This window comes from Amycolatopsis sp. NPDC001319 (assembly GCF_042896185.1).
Lineage (GTDB): Bacteria > Actinomycetota > Actinomycetes > Mycobacteriales > Pseudonocardiaceae > Amycolatopsis.
Map to the genome: position 1 here is coordinate 169,886 of NZ_JBIAWY010000014.1, position 17,850 is coordinate 187,735.

The following is a 17,850-nucleotide window of genomic DNA, read 5'->3' on the forward strand; positions in this document are numbered from 1 at the left end:
CAGCGGCGCGCCGCCCGGAGCCGGTCCAGGTCGAACGTTTATGATCGGCCATCCCGCGGCGGCGTTCGGCGGCCGCGCGGCCGAAGGAGGCGGTGAGTGGTTACCCGGGCGGAGCGGAACGCGACGAATCCGGACCTCGGGGTGCTGTCAGCGAGGCTCCTGTTCGCCGTTCAACGCGAACTCTTCGCGAAGCTCGTCGCCCAGGGTTTCGACGATCTGCACCCCCGGCACGGGGTGGTACTGGCCTACCTCGATCCGGGTGGTCTGCGCGCGACCGAGCTCGCGCGGCTCTCCGGCCAGGCCAAACAGGCCATCGGCCTGCTGGTGGACGAGCTGGAGGCGCTGGGCTACGTGTACCGCCGGCCCGACCCCGGCGACCGCCGGGCCAAGCTCGTCTGCCCGACCGAACGCGGCCTCGACCAGATGCGCACGGCCGACCGCATCATGGCGGGCATGCAGGACCGCCATGCCCGCCGCGTGGGCCGCGAGTCCTACGCCGAGTTCAAGCGCGTGTTCATGGACGTCGCGGAGCACCAGCGGCGCACTGTCGCCGCGGACTGACCCGGTCGCGCCGTTTCGGGCATGGCTCTCCTTTCCGGGGCCCAGTCCCGTGCCGGGGGTGGTGTGCGGCACGGAGGCGTGCGGTAGCCGATCGGCTCGATCACCCGCACTTCCCGCCGCCCACGCCGTCGGTCCCTCGGGCTTCGGGCCGGGCCGGTCAGCGAGAGTCACGGCTCGCGGGCCGTGCTCTCCGGCTGCCCCGGGCCGTCTCGATCGGCGCACGCGGGTCTTCGTGCGGGTGTGGGGCCACGGTCGCTCCTGTTCGTTCGCCACGTTTGCGACAGGCTCGGGCGCACACGGGACGGTCGTCAATAGTCGTGACTGTACAACAAATTCATCAGTATTCGCACCGGCCTCCACCGGCGTCTACAGATGATCCGACGGCGACAGAAACTGACCCGATCAGGCGTGGTTTCCCCGACCGGTTCCAGGCACAATCGCGCGGCCGTGGCGGTGGATCTGGCGGCGCCACAGCACCGCGCGAGGAACCGTCGGACGGCACCCTGACACCGTTCGTAATGGAAATTTACCATTGGCGACCTGAAAACTGCCGGACAGCCGCCACTGTGGCAGGAGACGAGCCGCTCCCCGCGAGCGTGCTCCTGATCCCACCGAGGAGCGGAATGTCAGGCACAGCAACCCATCCGAGATCGGCTCGCACGCGCTGGCGGATCACGGCCGCAGCCGTCGTCGCCACCGCGAGCGCCGGAGCCTGTCTCGCCGCGCCCGCGCCGGCCGCGCACGCGGCCACCACCGCGAGCGTGTGGCTCACCACTGCCGACCGCTCGAACCTGTTGAAGCAGCAGGGAAACGTGTCGTTCGGCTCCGGCGGCGGCGGGCCGGTGATCACGGTGAACCCCACCACCACCTACCAGTCGATGGTGGGCTTCGGCGCGTCGTTCACCGACTCGGCAGCGTGGAACATCAGCAACTCGTCGCGGCGGGACGAGATCATGAACGCGCTGTTCACCACCTCCGGCGGGATCGGGCTGAGCTTCCTGCGCCAGCCCATCGGCGCGTCGGACTTCTCGCGCAGCTTCTACACCTACGACGACGGCGCGGCGGACCCGAGTCTCTCGCGGTTTTCCGTGGCACACGACAACTCCTACATCCTGCCGCTGGTCAAGCAGGCCAAGAGCCTGAACCCGAAGCTGTCGGTCATGGCCACGCCGTGGAGCGGGCCGGCGTGGATGAAGGACAACAACAACCTCATCGGTGGCTCGCTGCGCAGCGATCAGAACGGGGTTTTCGCCGACTACCTGGTGAAGTTCGCGCAGGCTTACGGGGCCGCCGGGGTGCCGATCGACTACCTGAGCGTGCAGAACGAGCTGCGGTTCTCCGCGCCCGGCTACCCCAGCATGTACATGGAGCCCGCGCAGCAGGCGAACATCATCAACACCCTCGCGCCGAAGCTGCGCGCGGCGGGCCTGCCGGCAAAGATCCTGGGCTACGACCACAACTGGGACGTCACGGACTTCGCCGAGCAGGTGAACAACCAGGCCGGCAGCAACGTGGCCGGCTCGGCGTGGCACTGCTACGGCGGTGACCCGTCGGCCCAGTCGAGGGTGTTCAACGACCAGCACAAGGACATCTTCTTCACCGAGTGTTCCGGCCACGACTCGGACAACGTCGCGAACACCTTCGCCGACACGTTGCGGTGGCAGGGCATGAACCTCACGATCGGCGCCACGCGCAACTACGCGCGCACCGTCGCGCTGTGGAACATGGCGCTGGACAACAACCACGGCCCGGTCATCGGCAGCTGCGGCAACTGCAACGGCGTCGCGACCGTCAGCGGCGGCAACGTCACCTACAACGCCGAGTACTACGTGCTGGGGCACCTGAGCAAGTTCGGGCAGCCCGGCGCCGTGCGGATCGACTCGACCGGTTACGGCGAGGGCGGTGTCGAGAACGTCGCGTTCCGCAACCCGGACGGCACGATCGTGCTCGTCGCGCTCAACACCGGTGGCACGCAGAACTTCCAGGTCTCCTTCGGCGGCCAGTCGTTCGGCTACCAGCTGCCCGGCGGCTCGATGGCCACGTTCACCTGGCCCGGCAGCGGCGGCGGCACGACCACTCCCCCGCCGACCGGCCGCACCGGCCCGATCTCCGGCCTCGGCGGCAAGTGCCTCGACGTCACGGGCGGCTCGACCGTCAACGGCACCCAGCCGCAGCTGTGGGACTGCACGTCGGGACCGAACCAGCAGTGGACGCTTTCGAGTGACGGCACCGTCCGCGGCCTGGGCAAGTGCCTCGACGTCACCGGCAACGGCACGGCCGACGGCACCGCGGTCCAGCTCTGGGACTGCTTCGGCGCGCCCAACCAGAAGTGGTCGACCGGCGCGACCGGCTCGCTGGTCAACGCGGGCAGCGGCAAGTGCCTGGACGTGAAGGACGGCTCGACGGCCAACGGCACCAAGCTGCAGATCTGGACCTGCTCCGGCGGCCCCAACCAGCGCTGGTCGGTCCCGGCGTAACGGTCCACACCGGACGCTTTCCCGTCTGCTGCGCCCGTGACCGGGCTTGTCCGGTCACGGGCGTTCTGCTGTGTTCACCGGGGTGACGTGCGTCACCTCGGTCCCGTGCAACCGTGGGGCGGGTCCATGGCCTTTGTGGAGTGAGGGCCACTGAACGGCGGTCCGAGCGAGGAGCAGCGAGTGGGTCACCGGGACTGGGAGGCGAATTACACCGCCTTCGTGCACAGTCGTGCCTCGGCGCTGCGGACCACCGCGTATGTCCTGAGCGGCGAATGGCACCGCGCCGACGACCTGGTGCAGACCACTCTGGTCAAGCTCTACGTGATCTGGCCGCGTCTGGTGCGCCAGGGCGGCCTCGACGCCTACGCGCGCACCGTGCTCGTGCGCACGTTCGTGCGGGAGAACCGGCGCAAGTGGCGCCAGCTGGAACTGACCTCGCCCGCCCCGCCGGACACCACCGCCCTGCCCGAAACCGACCACGCCGGCCGGCTCGCCGTGCGCGCCGCGCTGGCGCAGGTGCCGCCGCGCCAGCGGGCCGTGCTCGTGCTGCGCTTCTGGAACGACCTGAGCGTCGGCGAGACGGCCACCGCCCTCGGGTGCAGCGAGGGCACCGTCAAGAGCCAGACCGCCCGCGGCCTCGCCGCGCTCAAACGCGCACTCGGCCCCCTGGGCTTCCGCGACCCGTTGCCCGAGGAGAGCGAGCGATGAACGAAGACCAGGCACGCGCCCTCATCCACCTGGCCGGCCCCGACGGTTCCAGCGGTTCCAGCGGTTCGGCCGGCTCCGGCGGTTCCGACGGCTCGGCGGGTCCCGACCTCGACGCCATCCTCTCCTCGGCACTGCGCCGCGGCCGCCGCCACCGCGCCATCCGCCGCAGCCTGGCCATCTCCGGCAGCGCATTGGCCACCGCGACCCTCGTGCTCGTCCCCCTGCTCCTGCGCGCCCAGCCCCCCGAGCACCTCGGCCCCGCCGCGCCACCACCCCCCGCCACCTCCACCACGACCCCCACCGCCACGGACACCACCCACACCCCACCCCCACCGGCCACCACCCCCATCACGGCCACCTCCCACGCACCCGCCAGCCCCGGCATCCCGACGACCAGCCACCGCCTGCCTCCCACCAGCACGCCGTGACCGCCGAACCAACCGAACAGAACCCGCCACCCTCGACCGGCTCCACTCAACCGCCGCTCGACACCGCACCCGACGCCGAGCCCAGCGCAATCCGGACCTCCTCGATCCCCGCCGGCTGGCCTTCCACCGCAACCCGCAACGCGCCGCCCGCCGAACGCCTTGGCCCGGCACTGCCGAAACCGACCACGTCCAACCCAGGCACATCGAAGTCGACCGAGACCTCGCGCCCGCCCGCCGACCCCGGCCGCTCCCCCAGTCTCGCCGAACCAGCCGAACAGCGCGGCCCGGCGCCCCGGAGCAGCCGCTCGCCAACGGCGACCCGAACCTCCTACGCGCCCACCGGCGCCAGCAGCTCGCCGACCAACACCCCGTCCCCACCACACCGCGCCGACCGCGCGCTGCCCCTGAACGGAAGCCCGCCATGACCACGTTGTTGTCCACGCCCACCGCGGCCCCGGCGCCTACCGGAGCGTCCGCGCGGATCGGTTACCTGTGGGCCGCCGCCCTGTATCTGGGGGTGCGGGTGGTCGGGGTGGTGGTGCTGGCGTTGTTCGCGTCGAGTACCGGGCAGCCGTTGCTCGACCGGCTCACCGCGTGGGACGGGCAGTGGTACCTGGCGATCGCGGACGGCGGCTACGGCGGGATCACCCACGGGCTCGTCGACGCGGCCGGGAACTTCGCGCCGCACACTCCGCTGGCGTTCTTCCCGTTGTACCCGTTCCTCATGCACGCGCTGGCGACCGGCACCGGCCTCGACAGCACCACGGCCGGGCTGCTGATCAGCGCCCTCGCGGGAATCGTGGCCGCGCTGGGTGTCTATCGCCTGGGCAAGAGGGCCGGGAATGAGCGCACCGGGCTGCTGCTCGTCGCGTTGTGGGCGGGCGCGCCGCTGTCGATCACGCTGTCGATGGTCTACACCGAGGCCCTGTTCACGGCGTTCGTGGCGTGGGCGCTCGTCGGGCTCGTCGAGAAGCGGTGGGCGCCGGCCTCGCTGTGCTGTGTCGCCGCCGGGTTGACGCGGCCGACGGCCGTGGTGCTGGTGGCGGTGGTCGTCTTCGCCGGGGTGGTGGCTTTCGCGCGGGCGCCGCGGCCGGCGCCGCTCGTGGCCGCGGCCGCCGCGCCGGTGGGGCTGGTCGGTTACTGGCTGTGGGTGGCGAACCAGACGGGCAGCCTGTTCGGCTGGTTCGACCTCGAGTGGCACGGCTGGAACACGCGCTTCGACGCCGGCGCGGAGACGTTCGGCTTCGTCGGCCAGCAGCTCGTGCAAGGCCGGTCGGTGATGGAGGTCGGGAACGTCTTCGTGGTGTTCCTCGCGATCATCGCGGCCGTCCTGCTCCTGCTCAGGCTGCGCGAGGGCCCGAGCTGGTGGCCGCTGATCCTCTTCGGCGCGAGCATCGTGGTGCTCGCGGCCGGCACCGCGGGCATCCCGTTCGCGAAAGCGCGGTTCCTGCTCCCCGGTTTCGTCCTGCTGCTGCCCCTCGCCCAAGGACTGTCCGCACGACGGCGGAGCACCGCCGTCGCGGCGACCGCCGGTGTCGTCCTCGTCGGCTGCTGGTTCAGCGCCTACGCCCTCACCGGTTGGCACTACGCGATCTGAGCCGGAGAAACGGCGTCGGCCGCTATGTGCGACGGGGCATGGCAAGCGGCGATTTAGGCATTGGCTGGGCATGGCTCGCCCGGCCTAACCTCGTTTCACCTCGCACGACTCCAGCCGCCCGCGGCGCCGAGCGACCCGGACGGCGAACCCACGCCCTCGGGGACCGCCCACCATGGAGGGAACCCGATCCCATGACGAGCACGTCCGGCTGTCCCGTCGCCCACGACTTCGACCCGCTCGCCGAACGCTACCTGAGCAGCCCCTACCCCGAGCTCAACCTCCTGCGCTACCAGGCGCCGGTGCACTACGTCCCGTCGCTGGACCACTGGCTCGTCACGCGCTACGCCGACATCGCGGCGATCCTGAGCGACCCGGCGACGTTCTCCGCGGCCAACGCGCAGGCCCCGCTGTCGGGCCTCACCGAGGAAGCGAGCGCGATCCTCCACAACGGACTGCGCAACACCCCGGTGCTCTCGAACTTCGACCCCCCGGGCCATTCCCGCGTCCGGCGCCTGCTGGCGCCGCTGTTCTCGCCGCGCCGGATCGCGCAGCTGGAGCCGCGGATCGAGCAGTTCACAACCGAGCTCGTCGACGTGTTCGCCGGCCGGGGCCGCGTGGACATCGTCGAGGCGCTCACGTTTCCCTTGCCCGCGTTGACTCTCTTCCGCCTCCTCGGCTTCCCGGACGAAGACGTCGACCGGCTGAAGGCGTGGTGCGGCGAGAAACTGGAGATCAACTGGGGCCGGCCCGACGCCGAGTACCAGCTGCGGGCCACGACCAACATCACCCGGTTCTGGGACTACTGCGAGCGCTACGTCGAGACGCGCAAGCACGACCTCGGCGACGACCTCACCAGCGATCTGCTGCGCCAGCGCGAAACCAACCCCGACGCGCTCGACGACCGCGAGGTCGCGAGCATCGTGTTCGCCCTGAGCTTCGCCGGGCACGAGACCACGACCAACCTGATCGGCAACGCGCTGCGCCACCTGCTCTCCCGCCCCCAGCTGTGGCAGGAGATCCGCCGGGACCCCGAAACCATCGCCGGGGCCGTGCAGGAGACCCTGCGCTACGACTCGTCGGTGATCGCCTGGCGGCGCATCACCACCCGCGAGGTGACGATCGGCGACACCGTCGTGCCGGAGGGCGCGCGCCTGATGCTGGGTCTCGGCGCGGCCAACCACGACCCGGCCGTGTTCGGCGATCCGGAGGAGTTCGAGATCCACCGGCCGAACGCGAAGGTCCAGATCTCCTTCGGCCGGGGCATCCACTACTGCCTGGGCCACGCCCTCGCCCGCGTCGAGACGGGAATCGTGCTGCGGCAGCTCTCCCAGCGGTTCCCGGACCTGCGGCTCGTGCCAGGGCAGGACGTGCGATACCCGCGCAACATCTCGTTCCGCGGCCCGGTGAGCATGCTCGTCGAGTGGACCGCCGCCTGACCGTCACACGGCGGGCTCGGCGGCGGCCCCTTCCGCCTCCGAGGTCCGCCGTTCCATCGCGGACTTGTCCGACAGGGGCTTTTCCTCGAGCAGCCACACCACACCGAACGCCACCGCGGCCACGATCCCGCCGATGAGGAACACCAGGCGCATGGACCCGGCGAAGCCCTCCAGAATCGGGTGGGCGAGCACCGGGTCGAGGGTCTTGAGGAACGACGTGTCGTTCACGTCGACACCGCCGCTCATCTGCTGCGCGAACTCCGGGTGCCGGGCCAGCGCCGCGACGTAGGCCGGCGAAGCCGCGGCCGCCCGCAGCGCCGAGGCGATGCTTCCGCCGACGGTGCTGAACAGGATCGACAGGAACACCGCGGCACCCACCGTGCCGCCGATCTGGCGGAAGAAGGTCGACGCCGATGTCGCCACGCCGATGTCGCCGGGCAGCACGTCGTTGGTCGCGGCCAGGGTGAGCGTCTGCATCGAGGCCCCGAGCCCCAGCCCGATCACGAACGCGATGCCCATGACGACGGTGACCGGGGTGTCCACGCCGATCGTCGCGAGCCCGAACATCGACGCGGTCAGCAGCCCGAGCCCCACGACCGCGAACACCTTGTAGCGCCCCGTTTTCGTGGTGACCAGCCCGCACACGGTGCTGGAGATCATCATGCCCGCCGTGAGCGTGAGCATCTGCAGGCCGGCCGCCGTCGGCGTTGCGCCCTTCACGATCTGCAGGTACAGCGGCAGCGACAACATCGCGCCGAACATCCCGATGCCCACGATCACCGTGACGATCGTGGCCACGCGGAACTCCGAACAGCCGAAGAGCCGCAACGGCAGCAGGGCCGCGTCCCCCATCCGGCGTTCCTGCAGCACGAACAGCGCCACCCCGATCGCGCCGACCACGAACATCGCGATCGACGCGGGTGAACCCCAGCCCCAGTCCCGGCCCTGCTCGGCCACGAGCAGCAGGGGCACGATGCCGAGGACGAGCGCGCCGGCGCCGAGGAAGTCGATGCGTTGGTGGACCTTCGTCGTCGGGAGGTTCAGCACCTTGTTGACCACGAACAGCGCGATCAGCCCGATGGGGACGTTGACCAGGAACACCCAGCGCCAGCCCGTGATCCCCGCGACCGTGCCGGCCCCGGCGAAGAACCCGCCGACCACCGGACCGGCCACGCTGGAGATGCCGAAGACCGCCGTGAAGTAGCCCTGGTACTTGCTGCGCTCGCGCGGCGAGGTGATGTCCGTGATGATCGCCAGGCCCAGCGACATCAGTCCACCGGCACCGAGGCCCTGCACCGCGCGGAACGCGGCCAGCTCGTACATCGACGTCGCCGTCCCGCTCGCGAGCGAGCCCGCCAGGAAGACGGAGATCGACGTGAGGTACATGGGTTTGCGCCCGAACAGGTCCGACAGCTTGCCGTAGAGCGGCGTCGAGAGCGTCGCCGTGATCAGATACGCCGTCGTCGCCCACGCCTGCAGGCTCTGCCCGTGCAGCTCGTCCGCGATCGTCTTCATCGCCGACGACACGATCGTCTGGTCGAGCGCCGCGAGCAGCATGCCGAGCATCAGCCCGGACAGCACGGTGAGGATCTGGCGCTGGGAAAGGTGCCCGCCGGTCGCGGCACCGGCCTCGGTGGCCGGGTGGACTGGGTGATCCATGGGATCTCCGTTCGGGTCTCAGATGTCGAGCAGGATCCGTCCGGCCGCGCCGGCCTGCTCGGTGGCGTCCTGGGCGTCGGCGACCTGGTCGAGCGGGAACCGCCCGGCGATCGGATAGCGCAGGTCGCCCGCGGCGACGGCCGCGGTCAGGTCGGCCGCGGCGGATTCGTTGGCGGGCTCCGGGAAGTCGTCGTTGCTCAGGAACTGCATGGCGATGTTCTTGAACGCGGCGGGCCAGTAGGGCAACGGCGCGTCGGCGTTGCTCGTCGCGTAGGTCGCGATCGAGCCGCGGTACTTGAGGACCTCGACGTCCAGCGCCGCGTTGCCGGCGAGGTCCGTTTCGGCGATGCGGTCGACGCCCTCGGGGGCGAGGGCCCGGATCCGCTCGGCAGCAGCGCCCTCACGCACGTTGACAACGTGGTGGGCGCCGGCCTGAAGCGCGGCGTCGACCTGATCGGCGTGCCGCACGGTCGCGAGCACGGTGGCGCCGCCGCGGCGCGCCACGGCCACTGCCGCGCGCCCCACTCCGCCCAGCGGCGCGGTGACGAGCACGGTCAGGCCCGCCACCGGGCCGCCCGCGAACACGGCGCGGTGGCCGGTGATGCCCGGGATGCCGAGCAGGGCGCCCTGGTCGAGGTCGACCGCGTCCGGCAACTCGACGGCGTGCCGGGCGGGCACGACGGTGTACTCGGCCGCGGTGCCGAACGGGCGGTAGGACTGGGCGAGGTAGACCCACACGCGCTCGCCGATGCGGGCCGGGTCGACGCCCGCGCCGACCGCGTCGACGACCCCGGCGCCGTCGCCGTGCGGGATCACCCGCGGGTAGGCCATCGTCGAGCCCCAGTAGCCGCGGCGCTTCCCGACGTCGCCGACGTGGATGCCGGAGACGACCACCCGGACCCGGACCTCGTCCGGCCCCGGCTCGGGAACGGGTACCTCGCCGACCCGCAGGACTTCCCGGGCCGGGCCTTGTTTTTCGTAGTACGCCGCGCGCATCACCGCGCCCGGTCTGTCCGTCGAGCTCATCGTGCCTCCGCAGTCGTGGTGGGGACCATCGTCGGCGGAGCGGGCCCGGGCCAGCGCCCGTCAGATGACTGGGTCACCGACGGTCGCCGGTCCGGGCCGCGCCATCAGGCGGTGCGCGGCGGCATCAGGAGCGGATGAACTCGAGCAGGTCGGCGTTGATCGTCGCGGCCTCGGTGGCCGGCATGCCGTGCGGGAAACCCGGGTAGATCTTGAGCGTGCGGTTCCTCAGCAGCTTGTCCGACAGCAGGGCGGCGTCCTCGTACTGAGCGCCTCGGACGCCTGGGCGGTTGAACCCGTAGAACGGACCCGCGCCGGGCGACGAGGCCGTGCGCGCCGGTCGAGTGTCCGATGTGGATCGCGTCGGGCAGGCCCAGGTGCGCGGTGACCTAGGCCAGGTCGTCGGCGTAGTGGTCGAGGTCAGGACCGCGCCGGGAGCGAGCGCGGGAGCCCGAACGCCGGGAACACGCTGTTCTCGAACCGGCTCATCGCGCAGATCCGGTCACCCGTCAGGGTGAGGACGTAGAGGCCGGTGCCGTGGCGGGCGCCGCCTGGGGTGCGCAGGTAGGCGCCGAACGCGGGCTGGCCGTTGGCGCGCGTCGGCACGAGGTCGAAGCGGCGGCCGGCGCCGAACAGGCTCGCGCAGAAGCCCGCCACGACGTCGCGGCCCTCGTACTCGAAGGGCAGCGGCGGCATCGACATGAAGGCGTCGTCGGTCAGCAGCGTCACCAGTGCGTCGATGTCGGCGGCTTCGTACGCGCTGACGAACCTCGCCACGAGCGCGTCCTCCGCGGGCGAACCGGCGGCGGGAGCGGGTTCGGTGACGGCCGGCCGCCGGCGCGGCAGACCGGCGCGCGCCCGCTTGAGGGCGCTCTTGACCGATTCCACGGTGGTGTCCAGCATGCCGGCGACGTCGGCGGCGGGGAACCCGAGGACGTCGCGCAGGACCAGGACGGCCAGCTGCCGCGGCGGCAGCGTCTGCAGGGCGGTCACGAACGCCAGCGAGATCGACTCGGTCTGCTCGTAGCGGGCCTCCGGGCCCAGCGGCACGGCGATCGCGCCTTCGAGGAGGGCGTCGGGGTAGGGTTCGAGCCACGCGACCTCGCCGAGCCGCGTGGGTTCCGGCGGCTCGACGCCGGGGATGTCCCACTCCTTGGCCGGGCGCCGTTTCGCCGCGCGCAGGACGCTGAGGCACCGGTTGGTGGCGATCCGGTAGAGCCACGTGCGGATCGAGGCGCGGCCGTCGAACCCGCCCAGGCCCCGCCAGGCGGACAGCAGCGTGTCCTGCAGCGCGTCCTCGGCGTCCTGGAGCGACCCGAGCATCCGGTAGCAGTGCACCTGCAGCTCGCGCCGGTGCGGTTCGGTCAGCGCCCGGAAGGCCTCACCGTCGCCGCCCCGCGCCCGGCTGATCAGGTCGGTCCTCGCCCGTTCCATCGACTACCTCTCTCCGGTCGGCATTCCCCATCCTGTCTCGACGCCGGGCGGGGTGCGAAGGGGGCGGTGCGCCCCCTTTCCGGATTCCGCGGCGTCGGTATCCCCGACAGCCGACGACAAGAGGAGAACGGCCATGGGAAAGATCGTCATCAGCGAGAACGTCTCGCTCGACGGAGTCGTCCAGGACCCGACCGGCGAGGACGGCCTCGGCCGCGGCAGCTGGTTCACGTGCGTCGGGGACGGCGACCGGGAGGCGTGGGCGAAGGTCGAGTTCGAAGAGGCGCTGAGTGCCGCGGCCCTGCTGATGGGGCGGCGCACCCACGAGTGGTTCGTCGCGCGGGGCTGGGGGTCGCGCGACGGCGCCTGGGCGGACCGGTTGCGCGCGCTGCCGAAGTACGTCGTTTCCTCGTCCGACCTCGACGGTCCGGAGTGGACCCGCTCGACGGTCGTGCCGGTCGAGGAAATCCCGAAACTGAAGCAGGAGGTGGGCGGCGACCTCGTCGTCTACGGCAGCGGCCGGCTGGCGCGCACGCTGGCCGAGCACGACCTCGTCGACGAACTGCGCCTGATGACCTACCCGGTCGTGGTCGGCGCGGGCGAACGGCTCTTCGGCGAGACGAGCGCGGCGAAACCGATGCGGCTGGTGGACACGAGGACGGTCGGGGAAAGCCTCGTTCTCCTCACCTACCGCCCGGCGTGACGGTTTTTGTCGGTGGCGGCGGACAGAATGGCCGACGCCACCCGAGCCGGCCGAGAGGATCGTCATGGCTTCGACCCACCACCGCCTGGACTACACGGAGTTCGCCGTGACCGACCTCGACCGCGCGACGGCGTTCTACCGCGACGCGTTCGGCTGGGGCTTCAACGCCTACGGCCCCGGGTACGCCGGCATCCGCGCCGATCCGGCCGAGGCGTACCCGGAGGTCGGCGGCTTCCGCGTCGACGACGAGGTCGCCCAGGGCGGGCCGCTGTGCATCCTGTACTCGGCCGACCTGGGTGCGAGCGAAACGTCCGTCCTCACCGCGGGAGGCACGATCGTCGAGCCGGCCTACGACTTCCCGGGCGGGCGGCGGTTCCACTTCCGGGACCCGGAAGGCAACGTCCTGGCCGTGTGGTCGGCTTCGTAGCTCCTCGGCGCCGGATCGCCTCGCCCGCACCGGGGCGAGGCGATCCGGTGGTGCTCAGCCCCACTGGTACTTCAGGAACTTCCCGTCGAGCGTCACGACCACGCGCTCGCCGCCCGGGTCTTCGCGGCGGCCGACGTCGATCTTGAAGTTGATGGCGCTCATGATGCCGTCGCCGAACTGCTCGTGGATCAGTTCCTTGATGGTGGGCCCGTACACCTGCAGGACCTCGTAGAAGCGGTAGATCGTCGGGTCGGTAGGCACGGCCTCCTCGAGCGCGCCGCGCGTCGGCTGGAGCTGCAGCGCCTGCGCGACGTCGTCGCCCAGCTCGAGGATCGCGACGGCCTTCGCCGCCTTCTCCGCGGGGACCGGGTGCTGCCCGAGCAGCGCCGACGTCGTCCACGCCAAGGGAGCGTCCAGGGAATCGGCGATTTTCGCCCACGTGAGCCCGAGCCGGACCTTGGCCTCCAGCACCGCGTCGGCCGCCTGCTTCTTGGTAGTCATGCGGTCGAGCGTAAGGGCCCGATCACGCGCGATCCATCCATTCCCCGTCCGGGCTCACTGTCTTTTCCTATGAGTCCATAGGACCGGTGTATCACGACGCCTCCCGGCCGGCCCGGAGATCGTCGCCGGCCTGGCGCAAGGCCGCGACCACACCCCCGGCTTCCGCGCCGCGCACCGGTGGAAACACGGCGACGGTCCGGCGGCCCGGCCAGCTCGGGTCTTCGACGCCGACGGTGACGACCCCGGCCGGGACGGACAGGGCGGCGACCTCGGGCATCAGGCACACGCCCAGCCCGGCGGCGACCAGGCCGAGCCGCGCCGGCCACCCGCGCACGGCGTGGCCGATCACCGGCTCGGTGAGCGTCGGCCAGGCGCGGAACTGCGGGTCGTCACCGCCGCCCGGGCCGGCGATCCAGGTTTCGCCCGCCAGCTCGGCCACGGGCACGACGTCGGCACCGGCCAGCCGATGCCCCGACGGGACCGCGACGCACAGGCCACCGGCGGACACGACCTCCTGATCGAGCCCGGCCAGGTCGTAGTCCGGCAGCCCGGCGCCGACGCCGATCACGGCCACGTCCAGCCGCCGGGCGCGCAGGAACCGCAGCAGCGTGGGGGTCGCCGCCTCGGTCAGCGCCACCTCCAGCCCCGGGTGCTCGGTGCGCAGCCGCGCGACGGCGCGGGGCACCAGCACGGCCGTCGCCGACGGGTACGCGCCGAGCCGGACGCGGCCCGCGAGCCGGTCGTCCAGGCCCGCCAGGTCCTGCTCCAGCGCTTGCAGCCCGGCCAGGATCCGGCCCGCGTGCGCGACCACGACGGCGCCGGCCGCGCTGACCCGCACCCCGCGGCCCTCACGGACGAACAGCGCCTGCCCGGCCGCCGCCTCCATCGCGGCCACCTGGCGCGAGATCGCCGGCTGCGAGTACCCCAGCAGCCGCGCGGCCGCGGTGAACGATCCGCTCGACGCGATCTCCCGGACGACCCGCAACCCCGCCACGGTCAGCTCACTCATGCGAATACCGTATCGCTGCGATCCGGAACTCTCATCCTTCGCATGGATTTTTCGCCCCGCACAACGGGTTCTTCTCAGTATGGACACCACACCGAACAGCAAGACCTGGTTCGTGACCGGAGCGTCGCGCGGGATGGGCCGTGAGCTCGTGGAGCAGGCGCTGGCGCGCGGCGACCGCGTCGCGGCCACCCTGCGCCGGCCCGGCCGGCTCGACGACCTGGCCGCCCGCTACGGCGACCGTCTGTGGGTGCGCGCGCTGGACGTCACGGACACCACGCGGTTGCGCGCCGTCGTCGACGAGGCGTTCGCCGCGCTCGGGCGCATCGACGTGGTCGTGTCGAACGCGGGCTACGGCGTGTTCGCCACCGCCGAGGACCTCACCGACGCGCAGATCGACCGCATGATCGCCACCAACCTCACCGGCTCGATCCAGCTCGCCCGCGCGGTCGTGCCCCACCTGCGCGCACAGGGCGGCGGGCGGCTGCTGCAGCTGTCGAGCATGGGCGGGCACCTCGCGTTCCCCGCGTTCTCGCTCTACCACACCACGAAATGGGGCATCGAAGGCTTCTTCGAGGCGCTGGCCGAGGAGGTCGCGCCGTTCGGCATCGACACCACGCTGATCGAGCCGGGCATGGTCCGCACGGGCTTCTTCGACGCGGCCGACCGCGTGCCGGTCAGCGGCCCGTACCGCGGCGGGCCGGCCGACCAGGAGCCGATCCCCGTGTCGGAGATGACGGACAGTCCGGAGAAGACGATCGCCGCCGTCGTGCGCGCGGCGGTTTCGGCGAACCCGCCGCGCCGCCTCGTGCTGGGCTCGGACGCCTGGCAGCTCATGACCACCGCGCTGCGGCAGCGCCTGGCCGACGTCACCTCCCAGCGCACCAACGCCGCCACGGCCGACGCCGTGCCCGCGCACCACTGAGCCGGTTCGGGCGAGTCCGCCCTCCTGGTGAGCGGACTCGCCACCGGATGTCGACCGTGCTCACGGAAGCCGCTCTCCGGTCGCCGCCTCGGCCTCGGCCAGGGTCTTCGGCAGCCGCGCGGCCGCGAAGGTGCCGGCGGCCGCCGTGAGCGTGATCAGGCCGAACACCACACCGAACGCCAGGGTGGGCCGGGAGTCCAGGCCGGCGAGTGTCGCCCCCGTCGCCGCGACGCCCGCGACCGCGCCCACCTGGCGCACCGTGTTGAACAGCCCTGAAGCCGCGCCCGCCATCGACGGAGCGACCGACGCCATCGCGGTGACCGACAGTGGCGCCCAGGCCAGGGCGTTGGCCGCGCCCAGCACCGCGGCGCCCGCCGCGACCCACCACGGGTTCAGGTGCAGCACGACCACCACGCCCACGATCAGCAGGCTCACTGTCAACAGGACCATCCCCGCCACCGCCGGGCGCCGCGGTCCGATCCGGTCGACCCAACGACCGGTCCGCGGGGACAGCACCATCGCCACGACGGCGTCCGGCGCCAGGACCGCCGCGCCTTCGACGGACCGAATCCGCGCACGTCCTGCACGTAGAGCATGGTCGGCAGTGCCATGGCGAGCACCGTCGCGCCCAGCGCCGCCATCGCCAGGCTGGCCGAGGAGTAGCCGGGTGAGCGGTAGAGCTCCAGTGGCGCGAGGGCCTCCCGGCCTTCGCCGCCTTCCCGGCGGAAGAAGAACACGAGCAGCACGGCGGACAGGACCACTGCGAGCAGCGACCGCGAGTTCCACGACAGCAGCGCCCACACGAGAAGGCTCAGCCCCGCCGTGCTCGCCACCGCGCCCGGGACGTCGAACCGCGTGGCGCGCCCCGGGCTGCCGGGAATCAGGCGCAGGCCGAGCAGCAGCGCGAGCGCGCAGAGCGGCACGTTGACCCAGAAGATCCAGCGCCAGTCCAGCGTCGCGGTCAGCAGCCCACCCGCGACCGGCCCGAGCAGGGTGCCCGCGGACGCGACCGAACCCCACACACCGAGAGCGCGGCCGCGTTCGTCCTCGGCGAAGAGCCGCCGGATCAGCGTGAGCGGCTGCGGCGCCATCGCGGCCGCGGCCAGGCCTTGCAGGACCCGGAAACCGATCAGCCAGCCGACCGAAGGCGACAGCGAGCACAACGCCGACGCGGCCCCGAAGCCCGCGAGCCCGGCGAGGTACACCCGCTTGGGGTCGAAGCGGTCACCGAGCCGCCCGAACACCAGCAGCGGCACCGAAAACGCGAGCAGGTAGCCGGCCGTCACCCAGAACAACCCCGCGACGTCGGGCTTCAGCTCGGTCTGGATCGCCGGGCTCGCCACCGCCACGATGGTCGTGTCGAGCAGGATCACGAAGAACCCCGCGAGCAAAGCCGTGAGCCCGCCCCATTTGCCGGTCATGCCACCGTCTCCCCCTCGGGGCGCGAGAATCGCAGGCGAGCCGATCACCGGTCAAGTCAACGGCAACGGCGCGAACGCGTGCTCGGCCCACAGCACGCGGGACGCTTCCTCCGGGTACGCCGTGATCGTGAGCTCGGTGTCGAAGACCGCGACCGCGCGCCGCCGGGTGTCGTAGGCCGGCCAGCCCGGGTCGCCGGTGTGGGCGAAGGCGGCCCAGGCGGTGACGAAGTGCCGGGCGACCACGTCGGTGTCGGCGGGCGGTTCGGCGCCGAGCAGCAGTGCGGACAGGCTCCCCCGGCGGTTGCCCAGCACCAGCGGCACGTCGAGGCTGTGGCAGGCGCCGAGCACGCCGTCCAGGCCGGGCGCCGCCCAGACCAGCTCGTACGCGTGGGCGCGGCCACCGCCGGCCACCTGCGCCTCGGCCAGGCGGTGGCTCGGCATGCGGAACAGCCAGTCGGAGGTGACGAGCTCGTACCGGCGCTCGGCGCTCGCGTCGGGGTAGGCGCGGCGGTAGCGGTCCGGGTCCGGCACGAGAGCCCGCAGTGCGGCCTCGGCCTCCTCGCCGGTGACGGTGCCGAGGCGGCCTTCCAGCACGAGGGACAGGCGGCTCTCGTCCCGGGCGTGGCCGGTGACCAGCTCGACCTCGCGACCCGCGCCGGCGGCCAGCGCCTCGAACGGCGTCCGGGGCAGCACCTCGCCGTCGACGACCGGCGAGAACGGGACCGCGATGTGCGCGGCGGCGCCCCAGCGTCCGGCGTACGGCCGCATGTCGCCGCTCACCGAGTCGGCGGCGGCGACGAGTTCGGCCGCCGCGATCCCACGCAGGTCCGCGACGGTCGGCTCGTGTCCCGCGCGGGCGGCGATCTCGGTCATGACGTCGGCGGCCGGCGCCGGGGTGAAGAACGTCCCCGATCCACTTTGGACGATGGCCCGGCGGAACAACCCGGCGGCACCGGGCATCGCGAGCAACGCCGCGGCGGAGGCGCCGCCCGCAGACTGGCCGAACACCGTGACGCGCGCCGGGTCACCGCCGAACGCGGCGATGTTCGCCCGCACCCACTCCAGCGCGGCGACCTGGTCGAGCAGGCCCCGGTTGTCCGGCGCGCCCCGCAGGTGCCCGAACCCCTCGACACCGACGCGGTAGTTGAACGCCACCAGGACAACACCCGCTTCGCGAGCGAGCCGCGCGCCGTCGTACGCCGGATCGGCCGCGTGCCCGAACTGGAACGCGCCGCCGTGGATCCACACCATCACCGGCACCGCGGCGCCTGCTTCGGGCCGCGGCGACCAGACGTTGAGCGTCAGCCAGTCGTCGCCGTCTCCCGCGTTCGACGGCGGGCCGAGCAGCAGCGACTGCGGTGGCGGCGGCCCGAACACGAGCGCCTCGCGTACACCGTCCCACGCCGGCACCGGTTGCGGTGCGGCGAACCGCAGCTCCCCCACCGGTGGCCGCGCGAACGGGATGCCGCGGAACACGGCCAGCCCGTCCTCCGCGCGACCCCGCACCCGTCCGGCTTCCGTGCGGATCTCCGGGACGTTCATCACGG

Annotated in this window: 17 protein-coding genes; 9 read left to right on the forward strand and 8 right to left on the reverse strand. The window is 72.1% G+C overall.

Going from position 1 to position 17,850, the window contains the following annotated elements:
* Window positions 1-96: 96 nt before the first annotated feature.
* The 6 genes from ACFY1H_RS40220 (at window position 97) to ACFY1H_RS40245 (ending at window position 7,207) form a co-directional block, all read left to right on the forward strand.
* The gene (locus ACFY1H_RS40220) at window positions 97-561 is read left to right on the forward strand and encodes a MarR family transcriptional regulator (protein ID WP_366578521.1); all 465 of its coding nucleotides are present in this window, start codon (window positions 97-99) and stop codon (window positions 559-561) included.
* A gap of 623 nt (window positions 562-1,184) precedes the next feature.
* Complete coding sequence (locus ACFY1H_RS40225; protein ID WP_386955417.1) at window positions 1,185-3,038, forward strand: ricin-type beta-trefoil lectin domain protein; 1,854 nt, start codon at window positions 1,185-1,187, stop codon at window positions 3,036-3,038.
* Window positions 3,039-3,257: 219 nt separating this feature from the next.
* Window positions 3,258-3,746, forward strand: coding sequence for a SigE family RNA polymerase sigma factor (locus tag ACFY1H_RS40230; RefSeq protein ID WP_386955419.1), 489 nt, complete (start codon window positions 3,258-3,260; stop codon window positions 3,744-3,746).
* Window positions 3,743-4,174, forward strand: a complete 432-nt coding sequence (locus tag ACFY1H_RS40235) for a hypothetical protein (protein ID WP_386955421.1) — start codon at window positions 3,743-3,745, stop codon at window positions 4,172-4,174. Before ACFY1H_RS40230 ends, ACFY1H_RS40235 begins: the two co-directional genes overlap by 4 nt.
* A 421-nt stretch (window positions 4,175-4,595) precedes the next feature.
* Window positions 4,596-5,771 (forward strand): hypothetical protein, encoded by a 1,176-nt coding sequence (locus tag ACFY1H_RS40240; protein WP_386955423.1) that lies wholly within the window; start codon window positions 4,596-4,598, stop codon window positions 5,769-5,771.
* A 191-nt stretch (window positions 5,772-5,962) separates the two neighbouring features.
* On the forward strand, window positions 5,963-7,207 hold the full coding sequence (locus ACFY1H_RS40245) for a cytochrome P450 (protein WP_386955424.1): 1,245 nt from the start codon (window positions 5,963-5,965) through the stop codon (window positions 7,205-7,207).
* A gap of 3 nt (window positions 7,208-7,210) precedes the next feature.
* Here ACFY1H_RS40245 and ACFY1H_RS40250 read toward each other — a convergent pair whose 3' ends face one another.
* From ACFY1H_RS40250 to ACFY1H_RS40260, 3 genes are all read right to left on the reverse strand, one after another.
* Window positions 7,211-8,866, reverse strand: a complete 1,656-nt coding sequence (locus tag ACFY1H_RS40250) for an MDR family MFS transporter (protein ID WP_386955426.1) — start codon at window positions 8,864-8,866, stop codon at window positions 7,211-7,213.
* A gap of 18 nt (window positions 8,867-8,884) precedes the next feature.
* The gene (locus tag ACFY1H_RS40255; RefSeq protein WP_386955428.1) at window positions 8,885-9,892 is read right to left on the reverse strand and encodes an NADPH:quinone reductase; all 1,008 of its coding nucleotides are present in this window, start codon (window positions 9,890-9,892) and stop codon (window positions 8,885-8,887) included.
* A gap of 417 nt (window positions 9,893-10,309) precedes the next feature.
* Window positions 10,310-11,323, reverse strand: coding sequence for a sigma-70 family RNA polymerase sigma factor (locus tag ACFY1H_RS40260; RefSeq protein ID WP_366578507.1), 1,014 nt, complete (start codon window positions 11,321-11,323; stop codon window positions 10,310-10,312).
* A gap of 133 nt (window positions 11,324-11,456) precedes the next feature.
* Between ACFY1H_RS40260 and ACFY1H_RS40265 the strand changes: the two genes are divergently transcribed.
* Complete coding sequence (locus ACFY1H_RS40265; RefSeq protein ID WP_366578506.1) at window positions 11,457-12,023, forward strand: dihydrofolate reductase family protein; 567 nt, start codon at window positions 11,457-11,459, stop codon at window positions 12,021-12,023.
* A gap of 64 nt (window positions 12,024-12,087) precedes the next feature.
* Window positions 12,088-12,450, forward strand: a complete 363-nt coding sequence (locus ACFY1H_RS40270; RefSeq protein ID WP_366578504.1) for a VOC family protein — start codon at window positions 12,088-12,090, stop codon at window positions 12,448-12,450.
* Window positions 12,451-12,504: 54 nt separating this feature from the next.
* Here the strand turns inward: ACFY1H_RS40270 and cynS are convergent, their stop codons facing one another.
* Together cynS and ACFY1H_RS40280 are read right to left on the reverse strand one after the other, a co-directional pair.
* Window positions 12,505-12,951, reverse strand: a complete 447-nt coding sequence (gene cynS / locus ACFY1H_RS40275) for a cyanase (RefSeq protein ID WP_366578502.1) — start codon at window positions 12,949-12,951, stop codon at window positions 12,505-12,507.
* A 91-nt stretch (window positions 12,952-13,042) separates the two neighbouring features.
* Window positions 13,043-13,960 (reverse strand): LysR substrate-binding domain-containing protein, encoded by a 918-nt coding sequence (locus tag ACFY1H_RS40280; RefSeq protein WP_366578500.1) that lies wholly within the window; start codon window positions 13,958-13,960, stop codon window positions 13,043-13,045.
* Window positions 13,961-14,039: 79 nt separating this feature from the next.
* Between ACFY1H_RS40280 and ACFY1H_RS40285 the strand changes: the two genes are divergently transcribed.
* The gene (locus ACFY1H_RS40285) at window positions 14,040-14,882 is read left to right on the forward strand and encodes an SDR family oxidoreductase (RefSeq protein WP_386955432.1); all 843 of its coding nucleotides are present in this window, start codon (window positions 14,040-14,042) and stop codon (window positions 14,880-14,882) included.
* Between the two features lie 60 nt (window positions 14,883-14,942).
* Here ACFY1H_RS40285 and ACFY1H_RS40290 read toward each other — a convergent pair whose 3' ends face one another.
* Genes ACFY1H_RS40290 through ACFY1H_RS40300 form a run of 3 tightly spaced genes read right to left on the reverse strand, consistent with a single transcriptional unit; the run spans window position 14,943 to window position 17,845 of the window.
* Complete coding sequence (locus tag ACFY1H_RS40290; RefSeq protein WP_386955510.1) at window positions 14,943-15,401, reverse strand: MFS transporter; 459 nt, start codon at window positions 15,399-15,401, stop codon at window positions 14,943-14,945.
* Window positions 15,320-16,303 (reverse strand): MFS transporter, encoded by a 984-nt coding sequence (locus tag ACFY1H_RS40295; protein ID WP_386955433.1) that lies wholly within the window; start codon window positions 16,301-16,303, stop codon window positions 15,320-15,322. Before ACFY1H_RS40295 ends, ACFY1H_RS40290 begins: the two co-directional genes overlap by 82 nt.
* Window positions 16,304-16,354: 51 nt before the next feature.
* Window positions 16,355-17,845 carry a carboxylesterase/lipase family protein gene (locus ACFY1H_RS40300; RefSeq protein ID WP_386955435.1) on the reverse strand — a complete coding sequence of 497 codons (1,491 nt, stop codon included), beginning with the start codon at window positions 17,843-17,845 and terminating at the stop codon, window positions 16,355-16,357.
* Between the last annotated feature and the right edge of the window lie 5 nt (window positions 17,846-17,850).